Raw genomic sequence first — 20,491 nt, 5'->3', positions numbered from 1 at the left:
CTCGCAATGACGGAAATGTCAGGTCCGGGTGTTTACCCCACCCACTCCGCAACTTGCGCCGCGACGTCGTTCGCCGCGCGGTTCAATGCCGGGCCGACCGAAAGCGCATCGGGTGCAACGCCGCTCTGCTCGCTTTCGAAACGCTGCGTGCGCACCTCGCCATCGGGCAGGCGGAGTACCGCATCATAGCGTACGACCACGCTGCCGGTGGAGGCATCGTAGCCCATCGCCACCAGTTCGCCGCCCAGCTGCGTGCGTGCGGCATATTCGAGGTCACCGCCGCCGACGACCAGCCTCTCGCTATTCGCGCGGATGGTTTCCGCCAGCACGCGCTGGAACAGGCGCGCGGGCTTTTCGACCCAGAAGGCGTCCTGGAGGTAGGCGATCGAGCTGTCGTTCACGCGCACCGGGATGCGCACCACGTCGAGCGAATGCGGCACCGCCGGTTCGGAGACAGCAAGCGCGCTGGACATATCGCCCGTGGCCGAGGCGCCGGCCGGCGCGATGGCGGTGGGCGTCAGGGTCAGCAGCTGGTCGGGCGCTTCGCCCCCGCCGCCGATGCTCACGCAACCGGACAGTAGGGCCAGCGCGCCCGCCGCGCCCAGCAGGTTGCGCATATTCGCGGTGGTCATCGCCAGCTGTCCTTTCGCGCTCATGGTTCGTACTCCGGCAGCGGGCGGCTACCCAGCAGTGAGCCGGCACCTTCGCTTTCGATCGTTTCGGTAAGGTTGCGCAATGTCTCGCTGGTGCGGCGCAGGTCCTGCATCGTCGCTTGTGCCGCGGGCAGCGTCTGCTCGTTCAGCTGGCGGGTCATCGGCTCCACATTCTTGAGCGTGGTTTCCAGCGAATCCGCCGCCGCACGTGCCGATTGCAGCGTGTTGCGCAGGTCCTGCGAGATGGCCGCGCCATCGTTTTCAAGCAGCGCATCGGCGCTTTGCAGCGTGTCCTCGAAAGCGGCCAGCGTGGCGGTCGACTGTTCCAGCGTGCCCTGCAATTGCTGCATGGTGGCGCGAATTTCGGGAGAGGCGCTGGCGAGTTCCGCACTGATCCTGTCCGTGTTGCGCAGGATGCCGGCAATCGATTCCTGGTTGTCGTCATCCAGCACACGGGTCAGCCGGTCGGTCAGCGTGGCAAGGCGTTCCAGCAGCAGCGGGGCGCTGGACAGGATCTCGTCGATCGCGCCGCCCGCGGTCGGGATGATCGGCACGCCTTCGGGGCAATCCGTGGTCTCGCAAGTGATTTCCGGAGCGCCGCGGCGGGCACCGTCGAGATTGAGGGTGGAAACGCCGGTGAAACTGAAGCTGATCGAGGCGGTGGTGCCGATCAGGATCGGCACATCATCCTCTACCCGGATGCGCACGCGGACATATTCGGGATCGCGCGGCCACAGCTCGATTTCGGAGACCTGGCCCACAGGCACACCGGCAAAGGCGACGCTGGAGCCATTGGCCAGCCCGCCGACCGATTGCTGGAAGAAGATGTCATATTCCTTGCGGTCGGCATTGCCCAGGCGGGCGAGCCAGACGAAGAACACCGCCAGTCCTGCCAGGAGCAGCAGGGTGACGATCCCGACCCAGACGTGGTTTGCGCGTGTTTCCATAACCCTGTCCGCCCTATGCCTTGTCGCCCGCGGGCTTGTCCATGCTCTTGGCCCGCCTGTCCGCATTGCTCTTCGCGGTCAGCGCGGCGCGGGCGCGCGGGCCGTTGAAATATTCCTGGATCCACGGATGGTCGCTTTCGAGCAATTCGGGGATCGAGCCGACCGCGATGACCTTCTTGTCCGCCAGCACCGCCACCCGGTCACAAATCGCATAAAGCGTATCGAGGTCGTGGGTGATCAGGAATACGGTCAGGCCCAGCGTATCGGTCAGCTCGCGCAGCAATTCGTCGAACTTGGCGGCGCCGATCGGGTCGAGGCCGGCCGTGGGCTCGTCAAGGAACAGCAGTTCGGGATCGAGCGCGAGGGCGCGGGCGAGGCCGGCGCGCTTCCTCATGCCGCCCGAAAGCTCAGACGGGTACTTGCTCGCCGCATCGGCGGGCAGGCCGGTCATCACCACCTTGTAGCGCGAAATCTCGTCGAGCAGCTCATGCTGCAGCTCGGGATAGAACTGCTTCAGAGGCACCTGCACGTTTTCGGCCACGGTGAGGGTGGAGAACAGCGCGCCGCCCTGGAACAACACGCCCCAGCGGTTACGCACGCCGATCACCTCGTCAGGCTCGGCATCGGTGATGCGTTGGCCGAAAACCTCGATACTGCCTTCGCGCGGAATCTGCAGGCCGATGATCGCGCGCATCAGCACGCTCTTGCCGGTGCCCGATCCGCCGACCACGCCGAGGATTTCGCCCCGCCGCACCTTCAGGTCCAGCTGGTCATGCACCACGAAATCGCCAAAGGCATTGGTCAGGCCTTCGATGACGATCGGGAACTCGCCCTCGTAATGGAGATCGCCGTTGCTCATCCCCAGCCAATCTCCGTGAAGAACACCGCGAAGAACGCATCGAGCACGATGACCATGAAGATCGCCTGCACCACCGCGCGTGTGGTGCGCAGGCCCACTTCCTCCGCATTACCCCTCACCTGCATGCCCTGGTAGCAGCCCGACAGCGCGATGATCAGGCCGAAGACCGGCGCCTTGACCAACCCCACCCACAGGTCGGTCACCGGCACCACTTCCTGGATGCGGCTGAGGAAGGTGAGGAAGGGAATGCCCAACTGCACCTGCGAAATCACCGCGCCGCCAATGATCGCCGTCACAGCGGCATAGAAGCCGAGAAGCGGCATCATCAGCATCGCCGCCAGCACGCGCGGGATCACCAGCGCTTCCACCGGGGCGACGCCGATCGTGCGCATGGCGTCGATCTCCTCGGTCAGCTGCATCGTGCCGATCTGCGCCGCGAAGGCAGAGCCGGAGCGGCCAGCGACCATGATCGCGGTCATCAAAATCCCCAGCTCGCGCAAGGAGATGCGGCCGGTCAGGTTGATCGTGTAGATCTCCGCCCCGAACTCGCGCAGCTGGATCGCGCCCTGCTGGGCGATCACGATGCCGACGAGGAAGCTCATCAACCCGATGATCGGGAGCGAGGTAACGCCCACCAGCTCCATCTGCCGCACCAGCGCGCGGACGCGAAAGCGGCCGGGATGGCGGAACAGCATCAGCAGCGCGGCGATGATCGCACCCATGAAGCCGAGATTGCGCCTCATGCTGCGCCCCAGCTCGAACACCATCGCGCCCACTTCTGCGGGCACGCGCTGCCAGAACCAGCCGCGACGCGGGGCGACATCGGCCGTGCTGGCGCTTTCCTCCACCGCCTCCAGCAGCACTTCGGCCTGCTCGCTGGCGCCCAGCACCTCGGCATTGTGCTCGGCAGCGAAGCGATAGATCACCCAGGCACCGACCGTATCGATGGGAGAAGCGGCGGAAATATCGACGAACTGCACCGGGCCTTCGAGGTCGCGCAAATCGTCATCGAGATAGGCGATGGTCGATACGAGAAGCGGCCCGGTGACCACAACCGTGGTCCGACCCCCTGCCTCCTCGACACTGAAATCCGCCCATTCGTGCATAAGTTGAAGGCTATGCGGGCAAATCAAATCCGCCGCAAGGCAAAGCACCCATTGCCCTTGGGATAGAGCGCTGGCAAAGGCCGCTGCGTTATGACGCGCGAGCTAGACAAGACTTTCGATCCCGCCTCCATCGAGGCGAAGTGGTATGATCATTGGGAAAAGGGCAATCTGTTCCGTCCGGAACGCCCGGATGCCGAACCCTTCACGATCGTCAACCCGCCGCCCAACGTCACCGGCTCGCTCCATATCGGCCACGCGCTCGACAACACGCTGCAAGACATCGTGATCCGTTACGAGCGGATGCGGGGCAAGGATGCGCTGTGGGTGGTCGGCACCGACCATGCCGGCATCGCCACGCAGATGGTGGTCGAACGCCAGATGGAGGAGCGGCAGGACAAGCGCACCAACTACTCGCGCGAGGAATTCGTCGACAAGGTTTGGGAGTGGAAGGAAGAAAGCGGCGGCACGATCACCCGCCAGCTGCGCCGCCTCGGCTGTTCGATGGACTGGTCCCGCGAACAGTTCACCATGGACGAGCATTTCACCCGCGCCGTGCTCAAGGTCTTCGTCGATCTCTTTAACGAGGGCCTGATCTACCGCGACAAGCGGCTGGTGAACTGGGACCCGAAGCTGCGCACCGCGATCTCCGACCTCGAGGTGGAGACGCAGAACGTTGCGGGCGGCTTCTGGCATTTCAAATATCCGCTGGCCGATGGCGTGAAGCTCGACAACGGACAGGACTATATCGAGGTCGCCACCACGCGTCCCGAGACGATGCTGGCCGATATGGCCGTGGCCGTTCACCCTACGGATGATCGCTACAAGAGCGTGGTCGGCAAGGAAGTGGTCCTGCCGATCACCGGCCGCCGAGTGAAGATTGTTCCGGATGAGCATGCCGATCCCGAACTCGGTTCGGGCGCGGTGAAGATCACGCCGGGACATGACTTCAACGACTTCGAAGTGGGCAAGCGCGCCGGGATTGCGGCGTCCGACATGCTCAACATGCTCGATGCCGATGCGAATGTTTGCCAGACCTCGGACGGGCTGGTGCCGGAGGAATATCTCGGCCTGCACCGCTTCAAGCGTGATGGCACGGATGGCGCGCGCGAGCTGGTGGTCCAGCGCCTAAAGGAACAGGGCCTCCTCATCCCCCATATCGCCAAGACGAAGAAGGGCGAGGAAGTCGAGCACGACGCCGAACCGCGCACCATCGCGACGCCCTTTGGCGACCGCGGCGGCGTGGTGATCGAGCCGTGGCTGACCGACCAGTGGTATGTGAATGCCGAGGAACTCGCCAAGGCACCGATCGAGGCGGTGAAGAATGGCGATATCGAGATCGTCCCCAAGACCTGGGAAAAGACGTTCTTCAACTGGATGGAGAATATCCAGCCATGGTGCGTGAGCCGCCAGCTGTGGTGGGGGCATCGGATCCCGGCTTGGTATGACGCGGACGGCCAAGTCTTCGTCGCCGAGACGGAGGAAGAGGCCTACGCCCTTGCCCGTCATTCCCGCGCAGGCGGGAATCCAGAGCCGCAAAGCTCGGACCCCGCCGCACTGGATCCCCGCCTGCGCGGGGATGACGAGATCAAGCTGGAGCGCGACCCCGACGTCCTCGACACTTGGTTCTCCTCCGCCCTGTGGCCCTTCGCCACGCTCGGCTGGCCGGAAGAGACCGAGTTGCTGAAGAAACACTACCCGAACGACCTGCTCGTCTCCGGCTTCGATATCCTGTTCTTCTGGGATGCGCGCATGATGATGCAGGGCATGAAGATGACGGGGCAGGTGCCGTGGCCGCGCCTCTATCTGCACGGCCTCGTGCGCGCGGCGGATGGCTCGAAGATGTCCAAGTCAAAGGGCAATGTGGTCGATCCGCTGATCCTGATCGACCAGTATGGCGCGGACGCGCTGCGCTTCTTCATGGCGGCAATGGAAAGCCAGGGCCGCGATATCAAGATGGATGAGAAGCGCGTCGAGGGCTACCGCAACTTCGCGACAAAGCTCTGGAATGCCACGCGTTTCTGTGCCTCCAACGGTATCGGCGGGTCCAGCACCATCGCCGCGCCCGCTGCCAAGCTGGCCGTGAACCAGTGGATCATCGGCGAAGTCCAGCAGACGGTCGAGACGCTGGACAAGGCGATGGCCGACCTGCGCTTCGATGCCGCCGCCAACACGATCTACCACTTCACCTGGGACAGGTTCTGCGACTGGTACCTCGAGCTGATCAAGCCCGTGCTTCAGGGCGAGGAGGACAGCGAAGCCGCTGCCGAAACGCGCGAAGTGGCCGGCTGGGCGCTCGACCAGATCCTCGTCATGCTGCACCCCTTCATGCCCTTCGTCACCGAGGAGCTGTGGAACGCCCAAGGTGAACGCCAGTATGAGCTGATCCTCGCCAAGTGGCCGGAGCCGAAAGGCAGCGTCAGCAAGCAGGCGACCGACGCCATCGACTGGGTCATCGCCCTTACCACGGCCACGCGCGGTGCACGCAACGAGCTGGGCATTTCACCGGGTGAAAAGCTGCCCGCCTATTGCCCTGCTCCGTCCGACCTTGCGAAACGCGTGGTCGAGCGCAGCGCGGCGGCTATCGAACGCCTCGCACGCCTGACCCCGGTCGAATTCGCCGAGGCTCCCGCGGGCGCGGCCATGCAGGTCGTCGCGGGCGAGGATGTGTTCATCATCCCACTCGAAGGCGTGATCGATATCGCCGCCGAAAAGGCCCGCCTCGAAAAGGCTCTCGCCGCGTCCGAGAAGGAAGCAAAGTCGCTCGAAGGACGCCTCGGCAATCCGAACTTCGTCGAACGCGCCAAGCCCGAAGCGGTCGAGAAGGCCCGCGAGGACCATGCGCACCACACGGCAGAAATCGAGCGGTTGAAGGCGGCACTGGCGCGGCTGGGGTGATACGCGCTGCGATTTCCTACAGGTCCGGTTTGTGCCATGCTGCAAGCATGATCCGGTCCAACAGGAAATCGCATTTGCATCCGCCAGACTGTCAACTTCGCTTGCCGTCATGATTGCACTGAATTTCAGTGACTTGGGCGGTTCTCGCAGGGGCGACACACTGTCAACTTCGTCAATTTCGCCCTGGGTGACGGCGTGCCGCTGACACTCGCCACCCAAGCGCCGGGGGAGCCGGAAATCTTCGCCTCCGTACAGGGCGAAGGGCCGAGCGTCGGGCGGCCGGTCGCCTTCCTGCGCCTGTCGCGCTGCAACCTTGCCTGCGTCTGGTGCGACACCGCCTACACCTGGCACTTCGAAGGCGACAATCGCCCGCATCGCGATGGCGAGACCTACGAGCGCAAGGCCAACCAGCTGACCATGGAAGTGGAGGATGTGGCCGCGCGCATCGCCGCGCTGGGGCAGGATCGCCTCGTCATCACCGGCGGCGAGCCGCTGCTGCAGGCGGGCAAGCTGGCCGACATGCTGGCGCACCTGCCGGATGTCAGCGTCGAGATCGAGACGAACGGCACGGTGAAGCCGCCCGCCCGGCTGGACGTGCTGGTGGACCAGTACAATGTCAGCCCCAAGCTCGCGCATAGCGGCAATCCGCCCGAACTGGCGCTGATCCCCGAAATGCTTGACCATTGGGCGAGCGAGCCGCGCGCCTTCCTCAAATTCGTGATCGCCGAGCCGGGTGATGTGGACGAAGTGCTGGCACTGCGCGAGAGGCACCACATCCCCTCCTCGCGCATCTACCTGATGCCTGAGGGTACCGACAGCGAAACGCTGCGGACACGCGAGGCATGGCTCGCCCCCCTATGCATGGAGCACGGCCTGCGCCTCAGCGACCGCCTGCACATCCACCTGTTCGGGGATACCAGAGGAACGTGACGGGAGGCGCCTCGCGGCAACGGCTTGCGCCCAGCAAGCCGCAAGGCCGACCGGCCGCCCGCAGGGGCCCCGCAGCGGAGCGGAGGGAACACCCCCGAGGACGCAGGCGCGGATGCGCCTGCGCGACCACAAAAGGCCTTAGCTGCCTTGGGTACGCCAGCGCTGGACGACGCGTTCGACCTGCTCCTCTTCGCCGCCTTCCTCGCTCCACAAATCCACGAAGCTCGGGTCTTCGGAGGCCGGGCGCTTGGACTCTTCGAGGTTGTCGAAGTTGACGCGGATGGGGATCGATACACCCTCGCCGCAGATGATGCATTCGCGGTTGCGCAGGGCCGGGATGGAATCGAGGAAGCCGCGCGCACCTTCGGGCATCGCCGCTCGCACGAAGTCCTGATCGCGGTCGTTGTTGAGACGCATGGAGATGATCGTGCCGCATTGCGACAGCACGCCCTCGGCCAAGTCGGACGGGCGCTGCGTGATCAGGCCCAGCGAGATACCGTATTTACGGCCCTCCTTCGCGATACGGCTGAGGATGCGGCCGACGGAGGAGCCGTCGGCGTTCTTCTCGTTCGGCACGTAACGGTGCGCCTCTTCGCAGACCAGCAGGATCGGGCGTGTCTTCTCCTGACGCCCCCAGATGGCGAAGTCGAAGACCATGCGGCTGAGCACGGCGACCACGGTGCTGGTGATGTCGGACGGCACGCCCGACACGTCGATGATCGAGATCGGACGGCCGCCGCCGGGCATGCGGAAGACCTTGCCGATGAAGTCCGCCATCGTATCGCCCACCAGCATGCCGGAGAACATGAACTGGTAGCGCGGATCGGCCTTCAGTTCATCGATCTTGGTCTTGATGCGCATATAGGGCGCGGTGGTGGTCGCCTTGTCCAGCTTGCCCATCTCGTCCTGCAGCATGTTGGTCAGGTCGGACAGGAGATAGGGGATCGGCGAATCGACAGTGATCTTGCCCATCTTTTCCGCCAGCCGGTTCTTGCCGCGCGCATAGAGCAGGCACTTGGCGAGGATGTCCTTGTCTTCCTGCAAGTCGTTACCGGAAGAGCGCAGCAGCACCTCGCAATGCTCCTCGAAATTGAGCAGCCAATAGGGCATCTGCAGGTTGGAGACGTCGAAAATCTGGCCCGTCTGGCGGAAGGCAGCAGAGTACTCGCCGTGAGGGTCGATCATCACGATATGGCCCTGCGGTGCCGCCTGGCATATGCGGTGAAGGATCAGCGAGGCGCTGGTCGACTTACCGGTACCGGTGGAGCCCAGCAGCGCGAAGTGCTTGCCCAGCATGGCATCGATATAGATACCCGCGCGGATGTCGCTGGTGGGATAGACGGTGCCGATCTGGATCGCGCTGCGGCCATCGCTGGCGTAGATCTGGCGAAGATCGTCAGTGGTCGCGGGGAAGATCAGCGAGCCGGGAATCGGATAACGCGTCACACCGCGGCGGAAACCGTGGATCTTGCCGGTCAGCTTCTCTTCCACGCCCTCGCCCATGAAGTCGACATTGGCGATAACGGACTTGCCGTCGCCGCGGCGGTCCTGGCGCTGGTTGCGCACGCTGGCGAGCAGCCAGCCGTCACGGGTACGAATCTTGACCTGGCTGCCGACCTGTCCGGCCAACGCGATCGAGGGATCCTGATCGTCGGAGCATTCGTTGAGGCGCTGCATGTCGAGCGCGACCTGCGAGCCAGAGCCGGCGATCTCGATCACCATGCCGATCGGCTGCATGGCATTGTCCGACACCTCGCTCACCGTAGCGGCGGGACGGTCGAGTGTCTGAGCCCCTGCTGGCGGCTGTGCTGCCGGGCGAGCGGGAGCCGGTGCCGGATTCAGGGCCTGTCCCTGCGGCGCGAGGGGAGCTTGTCCCGGCGCAGCGCCCTGCGCTTGCGGCCGCTGCGGCGATGCAGGCGCACCGCCAGCTGCAAGCGGCTTGGATTCGGGGAACGGCGGCCTCGACATATCGGTCATGAATGTGCTCGCAATATTGGCAGTTATCCTGCCCTTGCGAATAGGCAAACGGGGTTAAGATCGCGTCAATCGCGTGCGCAAACCATCGATTATCCCGGCAAGGTCAGACGAGCGCGAAAAGCCGTCCTGCCGCCCAGCCCATGAATACCGAGAGGGCGACCGCGAGCAGGCCATAGGCGAAGGCATTGCGCTGGCTTTGTTCGGCCACCACGCGGTCAAACCCCTCCTTGCGGACCTGCACCTCGGAGCTGGCGGAAGCGATCACCCGGCCATCGCGAATGGCAAAGGTTTCCGCCACATAGCGGCCGACCACGACGTTGGACGGCAAATCGATCCGCGCCTGGTAGAGCACGTCCTCGGTAATGCTCACCCCGCCTTCATTCTGCTGGAACAGGCCCATGCGCTGGCGCAGGTCGACAAGGCCCAGCGTGAAGCGGTCATACTGCTCCTGGTCGATCGATCCGGTGGGCGAGAGCTGCAGGTAATCGAGCCCGAATTCGTAAATCGCTGCCGTCCGCTGGTCGACCATGCTCCGAACCGGCGCGGAACTGGCGAGCGCATAGAAGGAAGGGACCGAGCGGAAGCTGGTATTCTCAGCATTGATCCAGATGCCTGCGAAACGCTGCTTCTCGCGGATCTGGATCGCCTCTGTCGGGCCGCGCAGGATCACGACGATGTCGTAATCGCCGTCCGAACGGCGGCTCGCCGGATCGATGATCGCTCCGTAGAGCAGTAATTGCGTGCCGGTGAAGCCTTGCCGCACCAGCACCTCGTGCTGGCTGACTTCGCCCACCAGGATCGCGTCGCGCCCCTGTGCCTGCACCGGCTGCGCCAATGCTGCGATCATGGCCGCCACGGCAAGGCACAACACACGCATCATAGCGGCGCCACCGTGTACACTTCCTCCGGAACGACACCCAGCCGCCAGAGCATGACCAGCGCCACTGCCAGCACGATCGCGGACAGCATCAGGCGGAGGTATTCGGGCTTCACCGTGGTGGCGATGCGCGTGCCGATCTGCGCGCCGGAGACCGATCCGATCAGCAGCAGGCCCGCCAGCACGATGTCCACCGCCTGCGTGGTCAGCGCATGGACCATGGTGGTCATCATCGTCACGAAGAGGATGTTGAACAGCGACGTACCGACCACGACATTCGCGCTCATGCCCAAAATGTAGAGCATGGCAGGCACCATGATGAAGCCGCCGCCCACGCCCATCAGCATGGTCAGGATGCCAACGACCATGCCCAGCAGCAGCGGTGCGAGCGGGGAGATGTAGAGGCCCGAGCGATAGAAGCGCCAGCGCATCGGCAGGCTAGCCACCATCGGGTGGTGACGGCGCTTGGCCGCGCGACGCTTTTCCTGCGGCTTGCGATAGAGCGCCTGGATGCTCTCCAGCCCCATCATGCCGCCGATCACGCCCAGCAGCACGACGTAGAGGATGTTGATGAAGACATCGATCTGGCCAAGCGCTTCGAGCAGGTTGAAGATTAGCGCACCCAGGATCGCGCCCAGCAGCCCGCCGGCAACCGTAACGCCGCCCATCTGGTAATCCACGCCATTGCGCTTGCCCTGCGCGATCACCCCGGAAACGCTGGCGCCGGTGACCTGCGTGGCCGCCGAAGCGGCAGCGACCGTGGGCGGGATGCCGTAGAAGATCAGGAGCGGCGTGGTCAGAAACCCGCCGCCGACGCCGAAAATGCCCGACAAAATCCCCGTGGCACCGCCAAGCAGGACGATCACCAGACCGTTCACTGCCAGATTGGCGATGGGGAGATAGACATCCATGGTTCCCCGCTAAACCATGGAGCGCCCTGATAGAAGGTGAATGGTGGGCTGTGCCTAAAATCCGGCGGATAGTGTGAGCGCAGGGCCACTAGCCGGCTCTGCATTGCCGGCCACGCGGAAGCGGTAATCGGCCGCCACGCGCCCGCGCGTGCCGCCCAGGCGGAAGGTGACCGAGGCACTGGGCCCGACATCGAGCCGCTCGCCATCCTCCTGTGCCCCGCCCCAGACGGCGCCGCCGGCGCGCAGGTCGAAGTCATCGGTGGAGGCGAAGCTGCGATCCACACGCGCCTGCCCGTCGGCAAAGGGCGTGGCGTAATCGCCGCCGACATAGCCTGCCTGGGCATAAGCCTCTCCGCGCAGGCCCAGCGGCAGATTCACCGGCGGCAATTCGGTCACCGTGTAGGCGGCAGGGCGCACTTCGCGGCTTTCGGGACGATCGCTCAGCCGGGCTTCGGCGGCTACGCGGATCGGGATGCGCGCCAGCGGGCGGGCGGAGAGGCCGGCAGCCACTTCGCGCTCGCTCGCCCCGTTGAGCGCTGCCGAACCGCGAACATAGGCTTGCGGGCGGCGGCCATTGGACGGCGCCAGCTCGTATCGGACCACCGCGCCCAGCTGGCTACGGCCATAGGACGGGCGGCCGGAGGTGAAGGGCGTCGTCGTATCCTCGCGCCACAAGAGCCAGCCATCGGCGGACCAACGGCTGCGGCGATTGGCGGATGGCGTGGGAAGCGCGACGCCATAGGGTGCCGCATCGGGCACGCTGGCAGCGGCAAGCAGCGGATTGGCCTCGGCCTCGGCAAGCTGCTGGCGCCGCAATTCGGCCTCGCGATAGAGGGCGGCGATTTGCGGCGGTACTTCCATCTGCGACAAGCCCGCCGCCATCAGCAGCGCATGGCCTGCTGCCATGCGCGGCGATGCCGGAAGGCTGGCTTCGGAAACCTGTCGGCCTGCGAGGCTCGAATCACCTCTATCGCTGTGGCCGGGGGGCATTTGCGTCAGCGCCGGATCGCTCCAGCTCGGCGCGACGGGAGAGAAGAGGTCGAACGGCACCTCGGGCGCTTCAGTTGTAGCTACAGGCGGCGACGGCGAGCGGCGCTGGCTTTCCCGAGCAGCTTCCTCCTCGACGGCTACCAGCATTCCGGCCATGCGCCCGTAGCTGCCATCCGCGGGTAGGGGCGAGGCCCAGGTGGCCGCGCGCAGGCTTGCCCAGCCCAGCACGAGGAGCACCAGCATCAGCACCGGCTGTCCGCGTCGCGCGGCCCTGCTCTGCGGGTCCCGGCTCATGCCCGCTGCGCCGTAACGGGCTGGCTGCTTTCTGCCAGCAGGGTGACGACGCCGGCGGGATGCCGGTCATGCACGGTCTTCTCCCACTTCGGCGCAGCGCCGCGCAGGGTGCGCAGATAGGCCATCAGCGCGCGGCGGCCGGACATGATCGCGATGACATTGGCGACCGGTATGCGCAGCACAGCCAGCAGCCCTTCGGCGATGCCATATTCGCGGGCGGTGAAGCCGAAGCGCATCAATGCGCGCCAGGCGAAGCTGGCAAGGTTTGCGCCGATGATCCAGGCAAGCAGCGGATCGGCTTTCCACGGCCGGTCGATACCAAGCTCGCCCAGCAGGTAAAACGCGCCCGCCAGCAGGAAGAAGGCGTATCCGCAGGCCAGCACCAGAGCCGCCAGCGGCCCGCGACGGTCGCGCAGGCGCATCCAGCGTTCGGCGAGCCCCCCTTCCCAGCCCAGCCTTTCCCAACCCTGGAGGCCGATACCGTGGACCCAGCGCGCCTTCTGCCGCACTGCCTCGCCCAGTTCGGAAGGGAAATAGGCGCGCGTGGCGACGAGCGTCCCGTCCTCGTCACGCACGCGCAGGAAGCGGCTGCGGCCGCCGACCGCCTTGACCCGCATGCCCAGCTCGTAATCCTCGGTCAGCGACTGGATGGAGAATGGCAGGCCATCACCATGCATCTTGGCCATTTTGGCCAGCATCTCGCGATTGAGCGCGCAGCCCACACCCGCCGCTGGCAGGCAGGTATCGAGCCAGTTGCGCACGACCATGGACTTGGCATGCGCCTCGGCAAATTCCTCGCAATAATGGCTGCCGATCCAACGCGATTCGCGCTGCGGCAGGGGCAGGACGGGAATCTGCACGAATTCGGCATGCTCGATCGCCTTGTCCATCAGGCCCAGCTCCGCCGGATCGACCAGGTCCTCCGCATCGTGCAGCAGCACCATGCGATAGCGTTCGCCCATGCGCAGCTCGTCGGTTGCCATCGCCCGGTAGAGCCGGTTGAGGCAGTCCGCCTTGGTCGAAGGGCCGTTGCAGTCATGCACCACCAGCCGCACCCGGCGATCCGCGCCGGCTGCCTTCATCGCCGCTTCCAGCGTGCACATGTCGTTCCGGTAACAGCCGACATAGAGCACGAACTGGCGATGCGCCCAGGCGTCGAGCGCATGGGCGATGGTGTGGCCGATCACCTTGTCTTCCTGCCAGGCCGGGATGAAGACGGCAGCCATGCCCGACAATTCGCGCACGCGCATATCCGCGCGCCGCAAATTCTGGCGCGGTTTCCTGTCGGCCAGTTTCATCCAGCCCCACAATCCATCCATCAAGAATTCGTCGATCGCACCGATCAAAAAGAAGATGCCGGCGAAAAGAAGTAGTTCACGCTCAATCAGCGCCAACCACTCAAGGACGCTCCAACCAGCCATTTTGCCCCCATTGCAGACCCGGGTGTTAGGTATTTTGACTTAGCCCTATCGTGCTGGTGGAAAAACGCAACGTCGCTTGCGGAACACTTGCATGTTTGCCGCATTTGCGAAAAGGGATGCGCAACATGGCCAGCACACCGATCATCAAAACCGTTCGCCGCCAGTTCAAGGCCCTCTTCGTCAGCGATGCCTTTGAAGGCATCCTGCTCATCGCGGTCGCCGCCACGGCCATGTTCGTGGCCAATTCCGCGGTTTCGGAAAGCTACCATCATCTCTTCCACGGGGAACTGTTTCCCAGCGAAACCTTCAAGCTCAACACGCTGCATCTGTGGATCAACGATGCGCTGATGGTGATATTCTTCTTCGTGGTCGGGCTGGAAGTGAAGCGAGAGCTGATTGCCGGCAATTTGTCCGACCCCAAGCAGCGCACACTGCCCGTGCTCGCCGCGATCGCCGGCATGGCCGCGCCTGCGCTGGTCTATATCACCATTGCCGGGGACGCACCCAACCTGGAGCGTGGCTGGGCGATTCCCGCCGCGACCGACATCGCCTTTGCCATGGGCGTGGTGGGCCTGCTCGGCTCACGCGTACCCGCGGCGCTGCGGCTGTTCCTGCTGACCGTCGCCATCGTCGACGATATCGGCGCGGTGATGATCATCGCGATTTTTTACACCGCGAATCTCAAGCTGGCCTGGCTGGTCGGATCGCTGGTGGTGCTGGGCGTGATGATCGCGATGAACCGCATGGGCGTGAACCGGGTCTTCCCCTTCATCCTCGCCGCCATCGCGCTGTGGTTCTGCGTGCTCAATTCCGGCGTACATGCGACGATTGCCGGCGTCCTTGCCGCACTGACCATTCCCATGCGCACGCAGGACGACAACTCCATGCTGGAGAATCTCGAACACGGCCTCGTCGGCTGGAACGCCTATCTGGTCGTGCCGATCTTCGGATTCGCCAATGCCGGCGTCGATATTTCCGACCTCGGGCTGGAGGCGCTGATCGACCCGCTGCCGCTGGCCGTGGCCGCGGGTCTGGTTATCGGCAAGCAGGTGGGCATCTTCAGCTGCGTGTTCCTAGCCGACAAGCTGGGCATCGCGAAGAAACCGGCCAGCTGTTCCTGGCCCGAAGTATGGGGCGTGACGATCCTGTGCGGAATCGGCTTCACCATGTCGCTGTTTATCGGCGAGCTGGCCTTCCCCGGCTATCGCCTGCTGATCGACGAGGCGAAGATCGGCATCCTCACCGGCTCGCTGATTTCGGCAGTGCTGGGCTATGTGGTGCTGCGCCTGACGACGACGCATCCGGAAGAAAAGGACGATCCGACAAGCCCGGTGGTGTGATACTGGTCAGCGGGTAAGGACAAAAGCCTCAAGCTTGCCGAGCGTCTGCTGGCCGAGCTCTTCGGCGCCGATGTCCTTCGCTTTACGCAATTCATCGGGCGTCACGAAGATCATGCCCAGCGTGACGGTCGTTGCGCCGTCCAGTTCCTCGAAGGCAGCCCAGGCATCGGCGTGCTTCGGCCCGTTCTCGCCCCATAGGAGCGTGTATTCGATCCGCTCCTCGGGTTGAACCAGCGTATAGCGATGATGGTTCGGGAAGACCGTGCCGTCGGGCGCGATCATGTCGAACACCCATTCGCCGCCGGTCCTCAAATCGATCCGCTTCGTGCGGCAGGAAAAGCCGTCCGGACCCCACCATTGCGGCAAGGTTTCTTCATTCACCCATGCGCCCCACACGGCCGAACGCGGCGCGCTGATAACGCGGCGCAGGACCATCGTGCGGTCTGCGTCATCCGGATATTCCTGCGTCATTTCCCGCTTTCCTTCATTCTATCCATGACAAAGGCGTCCAGCCGGCCAAGACGGTCCTCCCAGATGACCCGCTGCTGGTCGAGCCACAGGCGAGCGGGATCGAGCGCTTCCGGGACGATCGCGCAGGTGCGGACCCGTCCTTCCTTGGAACTGGTGATGAGACCCGCTTCCTCGAGCACCGAGAGGTGGCGCATCACCGTCGGTAACCGCAATCCGGTGGGCCCGGCCAGGTCGGAGACAGGCGCGGGCTCCCGCGCGAGGCGGGTCAAGGTCACGCGGCGCGTATCGTCGGCGAGCGCATGGAAGAGCAATGAGAGGTTCGGATCATAGTTAGTCATATTGCTAACTATTCATGTCCGAGCGCCCTTGGCAAGGAAAAACTTTGCCATATTACTAAGTTTTCAGGTTGCGGGATGAAGCGCCGGCTTCAGGCTTTCGCTACCGGCGGGTTCTCGCCAAGATCCTCGTACCATGCCTCAACCGGCCCATTGAGCTTCAGCGTCAGCGGGCGGCCCTTGCGGTCCACCGTCTTGCCAGCCTGCACGCGCACCCAGCCTTCGGAAATGCAATATTCCTCGATATCGGTGCGCACCCGGTCCTTGAACTTGATGCCCACGCCGCGCTGCAGCTTGTCGGCATCGAAATACTCGCTGCGCGGGTTGATGGCGAGGCGATCGGGCGGAGTGTCGTTTGCGGGCTTATCAGTCATGGCCCGGCGCTTAGCCACGGCTTGGCGGCAAAATCAATCGCACAATTGCCAGCGACTGCCGATTTTACGCCCGTGGAGAGCAGGTCCCGCTTGCCCTTTTCGCCACGGCCTTTTAAGGGCGCATCCCTGTTTGTCAGGCGCATGCCTGAAGAATTCGTCGCACCGCGGGCGTGGCGGAACTGGTAGACGCGCTGGATTTAGGTTCCAGTATCGAAAGATGTGGGGGTTCGAGTCCCTTCGCCCGCACCAGTTCCTGGCGTACTGGGGCACGCAGGACTGTTTGAAAGAAGGCACGTTAAATGCAGATCGTCGAAACCACCAATGAAGGGCTCAAGCGCGCCTATTCCGTGACCATTCCGGCCAAGGACATCGAAGCGCGCATCGATTCGGAGGTGAAGAAGATCGCGCCGCAGGTGCGCATGCCCGGCTTCCGCCCTGGCAAGGTTCCCGCCAACCTGATTCGCAAGATGCATGGCGACGCGCTGCATTCCGATGCGCTGAACGCCACCTTGCGCGAATCGGTCCAGGGCCTGATCACCGACAAGAAGCTGCGCCCCGCGCTGCAGCCCAAGGTCGACATGGTCGAGGGTTATGAGCAGGGCAAGGATGCCGAACTGACGGTGGAAGTCGAAGTCCTGCCGGAAATCGACGTCCCCTCGATCGAAGGGCTGGAGCTGGAAAAGCTCAACGTTCCCGTGTCGGACAAGGCCCTCGACGAAGCGCTCTCCCGCATTGCCGAGAACCAGAAGAGCTACAAGGACGCGCCCAAGACGAAAAAGGCCGGTGACGGCGACCAGCTGATCATCGATTTCGTCGGCCGCGTGGATGGCGAGGAATTCGAAGGCGGCAAGGCAGAGGATACGCCGCTGACCCTCGGCTCAGGCCAGTTCATCCCCGGCTTCGAAGACCAGCTGACCGGCGTGAAGACCGGCGATAGCAAGACCATCAAGGTCACTTTCCCGGCCGACTATCCTGCCGAGCACCTGAAGGGCAAGGATGCCGAATTCGACGTCACCGTGAAGCAGGTGAAGGTCGAGAGCGAGACCAAGATCGACGAGGATTTCGCCAAGCAGCTGGGCCTCGAAAGCCTCGACAAGCTGAAGGAGCTGGTCAAGGGCCAGCTGGAGCAGGAAACTGCCGGCCTCACCCGCACGCAGATGAAGCGCCAGCTGCTCGACAAGCTGGCTGCCGACCATGATTTCGCCGTTCCGCCGACCATGGTGGAAGCCGAATTCGAGCAGATCTGGAACCAGCTGCAGGCCGAAGCCCAGCGTGAGGAAGATCCCGAAGCCGCGCTGAAGGAAATCGAGGCCGAGAAGGACGACTACCGCAAGATCGCCGAGCGCCGCGTGCGCCTGGGCCTGCTGCTGTCCGAAATCGGCCAGGCCAATGGCGTGGAAGTGTCCAGCCAGGAAATGTCCATGCTGATCCAGCAGGCCGCGCAGCAGTACCGCGCCGAGGATCGCCAGCGCTTCATCGACTATGTCCGCAACGAACCGATGGCGCAGGCGCAGATTCGCGCGCCTCTCTATGAGGACAAGGTGGTCGACTTCCTGTTCGACAAGGCCGAAGTGACCGAACGCGACGTGACGCGTGAGGAACTGGAAGCCGCGATCGAGGCCGAGGAGGCCCCGGCCGAGAGCAAGAAGAAGGCACCGGCCAAGAAGAAGGCCGCCGCCAAGAAGCCGGCGGCGAAGAAGGAAGCCGCCAAGGAAGCTCCTGCCAAGAAGGCCGCCGAAAAGAAGCCTGCCGAGAAGAAGCCCGCCGCCAAGAAGGCTGCGGCGAAGAAGCCGGCAGAGAAGAAGCCTGCTGCCAAGAAAGCCGCTGCCAAGAAGCCCGCTGCGAAGAAGGCAGCTGCCAAGAAGTAAGCGCAGCTCTTACGCGCAACGAAAAGGGCGGCCCGGCATATGCCCGGCCGCCCTTTTTCATGCCCGCCGACGGGTAAGCGCGCGCGCCGTCAGAAGCTGCCCTTGACCGTGAAGCTGAGCACACGCCCGACCTCGCGCCTGCGGTTTTCGCGGAACAGCAGCGGCGATGATCCGCGCGGCCCGGCGAAGATCTGGCGGTCGAGCACGATCTCCCTTTCCAGGAGATTGCCGACGCGCGCTTGTACCGACAGGCCGAACACATCCTTGTGCTCGACAAACAGGGTCACGTTACGGTCGATGGAATAATCGAAACCGAATTCGGCGACGCGGTAATAGGGATTCTGGCCCGTGTCGCGAAAGCCCCCGCCAAAGGCCCAGTTGCTGCCCGGCACGTCGTAACGGAAGTCGATCTCCAGGTCGTGCGGCCGGGCGAATTCCACCGGCACGAAGCCGCCCTCCACCGGATCCGGATAGCGCGAATCGCGCAACCGTCCCCTGACGTCGAACTTGGCGCCCGCCAGCCCCATCGGGGCGAGCTGCCAGGTGGCGTTGAGCTCGACACCCATGATCCGCGCGAAATCGACATTGCCGCGCGCCTCACCGCCGGTGGGCGTGGGGACGATGGTGACGTAGTCCTCGAAAAGGCGGAAGAAGGTACGCAAAGATGCGCTGCCCCATGCGCCGAAATCCTTGGTCGCCTCGATCTCGCCGCCCCAGCTCTGGTCAGGCCGCAGCTCGTTATTGGCGGCATTCTGGTTGTTGTCGTTGAGGTTCACGGCCGCGAGGAAATCGCTGAAGTTAAGCTGGCCCACGCGCCGGTCGACGCGCATCGAGACGCTCAACCCGTCCTCAGGCGTCCAGCCCAGGCTGAGCGAGCCCTTCGGACGCAGGAAAGTGCGCGAATTGGGATTACTGCCGGTCTGCCGGATGGAGGAATACTCCCCGCCCAGGATCAGCTGCATGTTGAGATTGCCCGCCAGCTGGTGGCTGAAGGACAGCAGCGATTCATAGCGGTCCTCGCGCACGCCACCCGTCGCCCCGGCGAATTGCACCTGCTCGAAGTCTCCGCCCGGATCGAGCAGGAACAGCTCGCCCTGCTGGTCAAGGCTGTTGAAAGCCGCCTCGAATGACCATTGCCAGTCCGAATTGAGCATTTCCCAGCTATATTCGCTGCGCCCGATACGCTCCCCCGTCTGGCGCAACTGAATGAAGCGGCTGCCGGTCGCCGGATCGCCGGTGCCGGGGTCCACCACCGACTGGGTATTGAAATTGAGCGACTGCGCGGCGTCCAGCCCGATCAGCTTGAGCCGCCCCGGTCCGAGCGCGAAATCGACATCGCCGCCAAATTCGCGGTCATGCCCGCGATTGCGCTGGTCGAAGCGTTCAACCACGGGCGGCGCGCTGGCCGGGGCGATGACGTTCTCATCCTCGAAGCTGCGGAAGCGGCGATGGAGGTACGAACTGTTCAAATTGGCGATCGTGCCGCCAGCCGTCTCGTAACGTACCGAGCCGGAGAAACGCTTGTCGTCACCATTGGCCTTGGTGAGGCTGAAACGCTCCTGCACCGTGCCATCGCCGAAGGTGAAGATGTTGGGGCCACCATTACCGTTGCGGACCGGACGCCCCTCCGCCGCCACGGTGAAACTCAACCGGCCGAAAGTGCCGCTGAGCGAAACAATGCCTTCAAGCCAGCGATTTTCCGAATATCGGGCAGCAAGCTGCGGGCGCCATTCGAATTGGCCCTGCAACCCGTCGGCAGATGAAGCAACGACATTGGCCACGCGTCCCGAAAGGCCGGGAATATTCAGCGTCGAGCCTTCGACCAGCTCGATCCGGATCACGCTGTCGGCACCGATGCGGGCCAGCTCGTCCGTGATGGAACCGGATTTCACGACGATCCGCTCGCCATTCAGCAGGACGTTGGTGTTGGCCTGCCCAAGTCCACGGTTCTGGCCGCCGCCACCACCGGTATCGATGTTGAAGCCGGGCAGTTGTTCGACCATGTCGAGCGCGGAACGCGGACTGTAGGCGGCGAAATCGGCGGGGTAGTAGACCGTGGGCGCCTCGTTCAGCGGGAAATCGCTGCCATCCTGCTGCACGGTTCCGGGCGCGGCCAGCTCCTCAGCGGGATGTTCCTGTTCGCCATCTTCCGCCCAAGCGGGAGCGGCCGTGCCCAGCAAAGCTGTGGCCAGCGCCAATCGCCCCGACCGGGTCAGGCAAGCACGCAAACAGTTTCCCCATCC

The 20,491-nt window shown here is 64.1% G+C and carries 17 protein-coding genes and 1 tRNA gene; 5 read left to right on the top strand and 13 right to left on the bottom strand.

The genetic code is table 11. From position 1 onward, the window contains the following. Positions 1-32 precede the first annotated feature (32 nt). Genes E5222_RS02195 through E5222_RS02180 form a run of 4 tightly spaced genes read right to left on the bottom strand, consistent with a single transcriptional unit; the run spans position 33 to position 3,565 of the window. On the bottom strand, positions 33-656 hold the full coding sequence (locus E5222_RS02195; RefSeq protein WP_246021514.1) for an ABC-type transport auxiliary lipoprotein family protein: 624 nt from the start codon (positions 654-656) through the stop codon (positions 33-35). Beyond that, positions 653-1,600, bottom strand: coding sequence for an MlaD family protein (locus E5222_RS02190; protein WP_136692066.1), 948 nt, complete (start codon positions 1,598-1,600; stop codon positions 653-655). Before E5222_RS02190 ends, E5222_RS02195 begins: the two co-directional genes overlap by 4 nt. A 13-nt stretch (positions 1,601-1,613) precedes the next feature. Continuing rightward, positions 1,614-2,459, bottom strand: a complete 846-nt coding sequence (locus E5222_RS02185) for an ABC transporter ATP-binding protein (protein ID WP_136692064.1) — start codon at positions 2,457-2,459, stop codon at positions 1,614-1,616. After that, positions 2,456-3,565 carry an MlaE family ABC transporter permease gene (locus E5222_RS02180; RefSeq protein WP_136692062.1) on the bottom strand — a complete coding sequence of 370 codons (1,110 nt, stop codon included), beginning with the start codon at positions 3,563-3,565 and terminating at the stop codon, positions 2,456-2,458. The genes E5222_RS02185 and E5222_RS02180 overlap by 4 nt, the downstream gene beginning before the upstream one ends. Positions 3,566-3,655: 90 nt before the next feature. On the opposite strand from E5222_RS02180, the gene E5222_RS02175 reads away from it, so the two are divergent. Continuing rightward, positions 3,656-6,460, top strand: a complete 2,805-nt coding sequence (locus E5222_RS02175; RefSeq protein WP_136692060.1) for a valine--tRNA ligase — start codon at positions 3,656-3,658, stop codon at positions 6,458-6,460. A 195-nt stretch (positions 6,461-6,655) separates the two neighbouring features. Next, positions 6,656-7,390: a 7-carboxy-7-deazaguanine synthase QueE gene (locus E5222_RS02170; RefSeq protein WP_136692058.1), complete on the top strand. Its 735-nt coding sequence runs from the start codon at positions 6,656-6,658 to the stop codon at positions 7,388-7,390. Between the two features lie 138 nt (positions 7,391-7,528). Here the strand turns inward: E5222_RS02170 and E5222_RS02165 are convergent, their stop codons facing one another. The 5 genes from E5222_RS02165 to E5222_RS02145 form a co-directional block, all read right to left on the bottom strand. Beyond that, complete coding sequence (locus E5222_RS02165; RefSeq protein ID WP_425456227.1) at positions 7,529-9,367, bottom strand: ATP-binding protein; 1,839 nt, start codon at positions 9,365-9,367, stop codon at positions 7,529-7,531. Positions 9,368-9,470: 103 nt separating this feature from the next. Beyond that, on the bottom strand, positions 9,471-10,214 hold the full coding sequence (locus E5222_RS02160; protein ID WP_246021513.1) for a TIGR02186 family protein: 744 nt from the start codon (positions 10,212-10,214) through the stop codon (positions 9,471-9,473). Positions 10,215-10,243: 29 nt separating this feature from the next. Further along, a complete protein-coding gene (locus E5222_RS02155; protein WP_136692057.1) occupies positions 10,244-11,155 on the bottom strand; it encodes a sulfite exporter TauE/SafE family protein in 912 nt (303 codons plus the stop codon). 54 nt (positions 11,156-11,209) lie between these two features. Next, entirely contained in the window at positions 11,210-12,439 is a 1,230-nt protein-coding gene (locus E5222_RS02150) for a hypothetical protein (protein WP_136692055.1), read from the bottom strand. Continuing rightward, positions 12,436-13,860 (bottom strand): glycosyl transferase family protein, encoded by a 1,425-nt coding sequence (locus tag E5222_RS02145; RefSeq protein ID WP_136692053.1) that lies wholly within the window; start codon positions 13,858-13,860, stop codon positions 12,436-12,438. Before E5222_RS02145 ends, E5222_RS02150 begins: the two co-directional genes overlap by 4 nt. 125 nt (positions 13,861-13,985) lie before the next feature. Between E5222_RS02145 and nhaA the strand changes: the two genes are divergently transcribed. Continuing rightward, the gene (gene nhaA / locus E5222_RS02140) at positions 13,986-15,200 is read left to right on the top strand and encodes a Na+/H+ antiporter NhaA (protein WP_136692051.1); all 1,215 of its coding nucleotides are present in this window, start codon (positions 13,986-13,988) and stop codon (positions 15,198-15,200) included. A gap of 6 nt (positions 15,201-15,206) precedes the next feature. Here nhaA and E5222_RS02135 read toward each other — a convergent pair whose 3' ends face one another. The 3 genes from E5222_RS02135 to E5222_RS02125 all read right to left on the bottom strand — a co-directional run bounded on the left by E5222_RS02135 (position 15,207) and on the right by E5222_RS02125 (position 16,380). Continuing rightward, positions 15,207-15,671 (bottom strand): SRPBCC domain-containing protein, encoded by a 465-nt coding sequence (locus E5222_RS02135; protein WP_136692049.1) that lies wholly within the window; start codon positions 15,669-15,671, stop codon positions 15,207-15,209. Then, a complete protein-coding gene (locus tag E5222_RS02130; protein ID WP_136692047.1) occupies positions 15,668-16,009 on the bottom strand; it encodes an ArsR/SmtB family transcription factor in 342 nt (113 codons plus the stop codon). Before E5222_RS02130 ends, E5222_RS02135 begins: the two co-directional genes overlap by 4 nt. A gap of 89 nt (positions 16,010-16,098) precedes the next feature. Continuing rightward, positions 16,099-16,380 carry a DUF3297 family protein gene (locus E5222_RS02125; RefSeq protein ID WP_136692045.1) on the bottom strand — a complete coding sequence of 94 codons (282 nt, stop codon included), beginning with the start codon at positions 16,378-16,380 and terminating at the stop codon, positions 16,099-16,101. A gap of 164 nt (positions 16,381-16,544) precedes the next feature. Here E5222_RS02125 and E5222_RS02120 point away from each other — a divergent pair. Beyond that, a tRNA-Leu gene (locus E5222_RS02120) sits at positions 16,545-16,629 on the top strand. Between the two features lie 50 nt (positions 16,630-16,679). After that, on the top strand, positions 16,680-18,248 hold the full coding sequence (tig, locus tag E5222_RS02115) for a trigger factor (RefSeq protein ID WP_136692043.1): 1,569 nt from the start codon (positions 16,680-16,682) through the stop codon (positions 18,246-18,248). Positions 18,249-18,337: 89 nt separating this feature from the next. Here the strand turns inward: tig and E5222_RS02110 are convergent, their stop codons facing one another. Then, a complete protein-coding gene (locus tag E5222_RS02110; protein WP_136692041.1) occupies positions 18,338-20,446 on the bottom strand; it encodes a TonB-dependent receptor plug domain-containing protein in 2,109 nt (702 codons plus the stop codon). Positions 20,447-20,491 lie beyond the last annotated feature (45 nt).

It is taken from the genome of Alteraurantiacibacter aquimixticola, from assembly GCF_004965515.1.
Taxonomy (GTDB): Bacteria; Pseudomonadota; Alphaproteobacteria; order Sphingomonadales; family Sphingomonadaceae; genus Alteraurantiacibacter; species Alteraurantiacibacter aquimixticola.
Note: the sequence above shows the minus strand (reverse complement) of the source record. Positions and strands in the feature narration are given on the sequence as shown.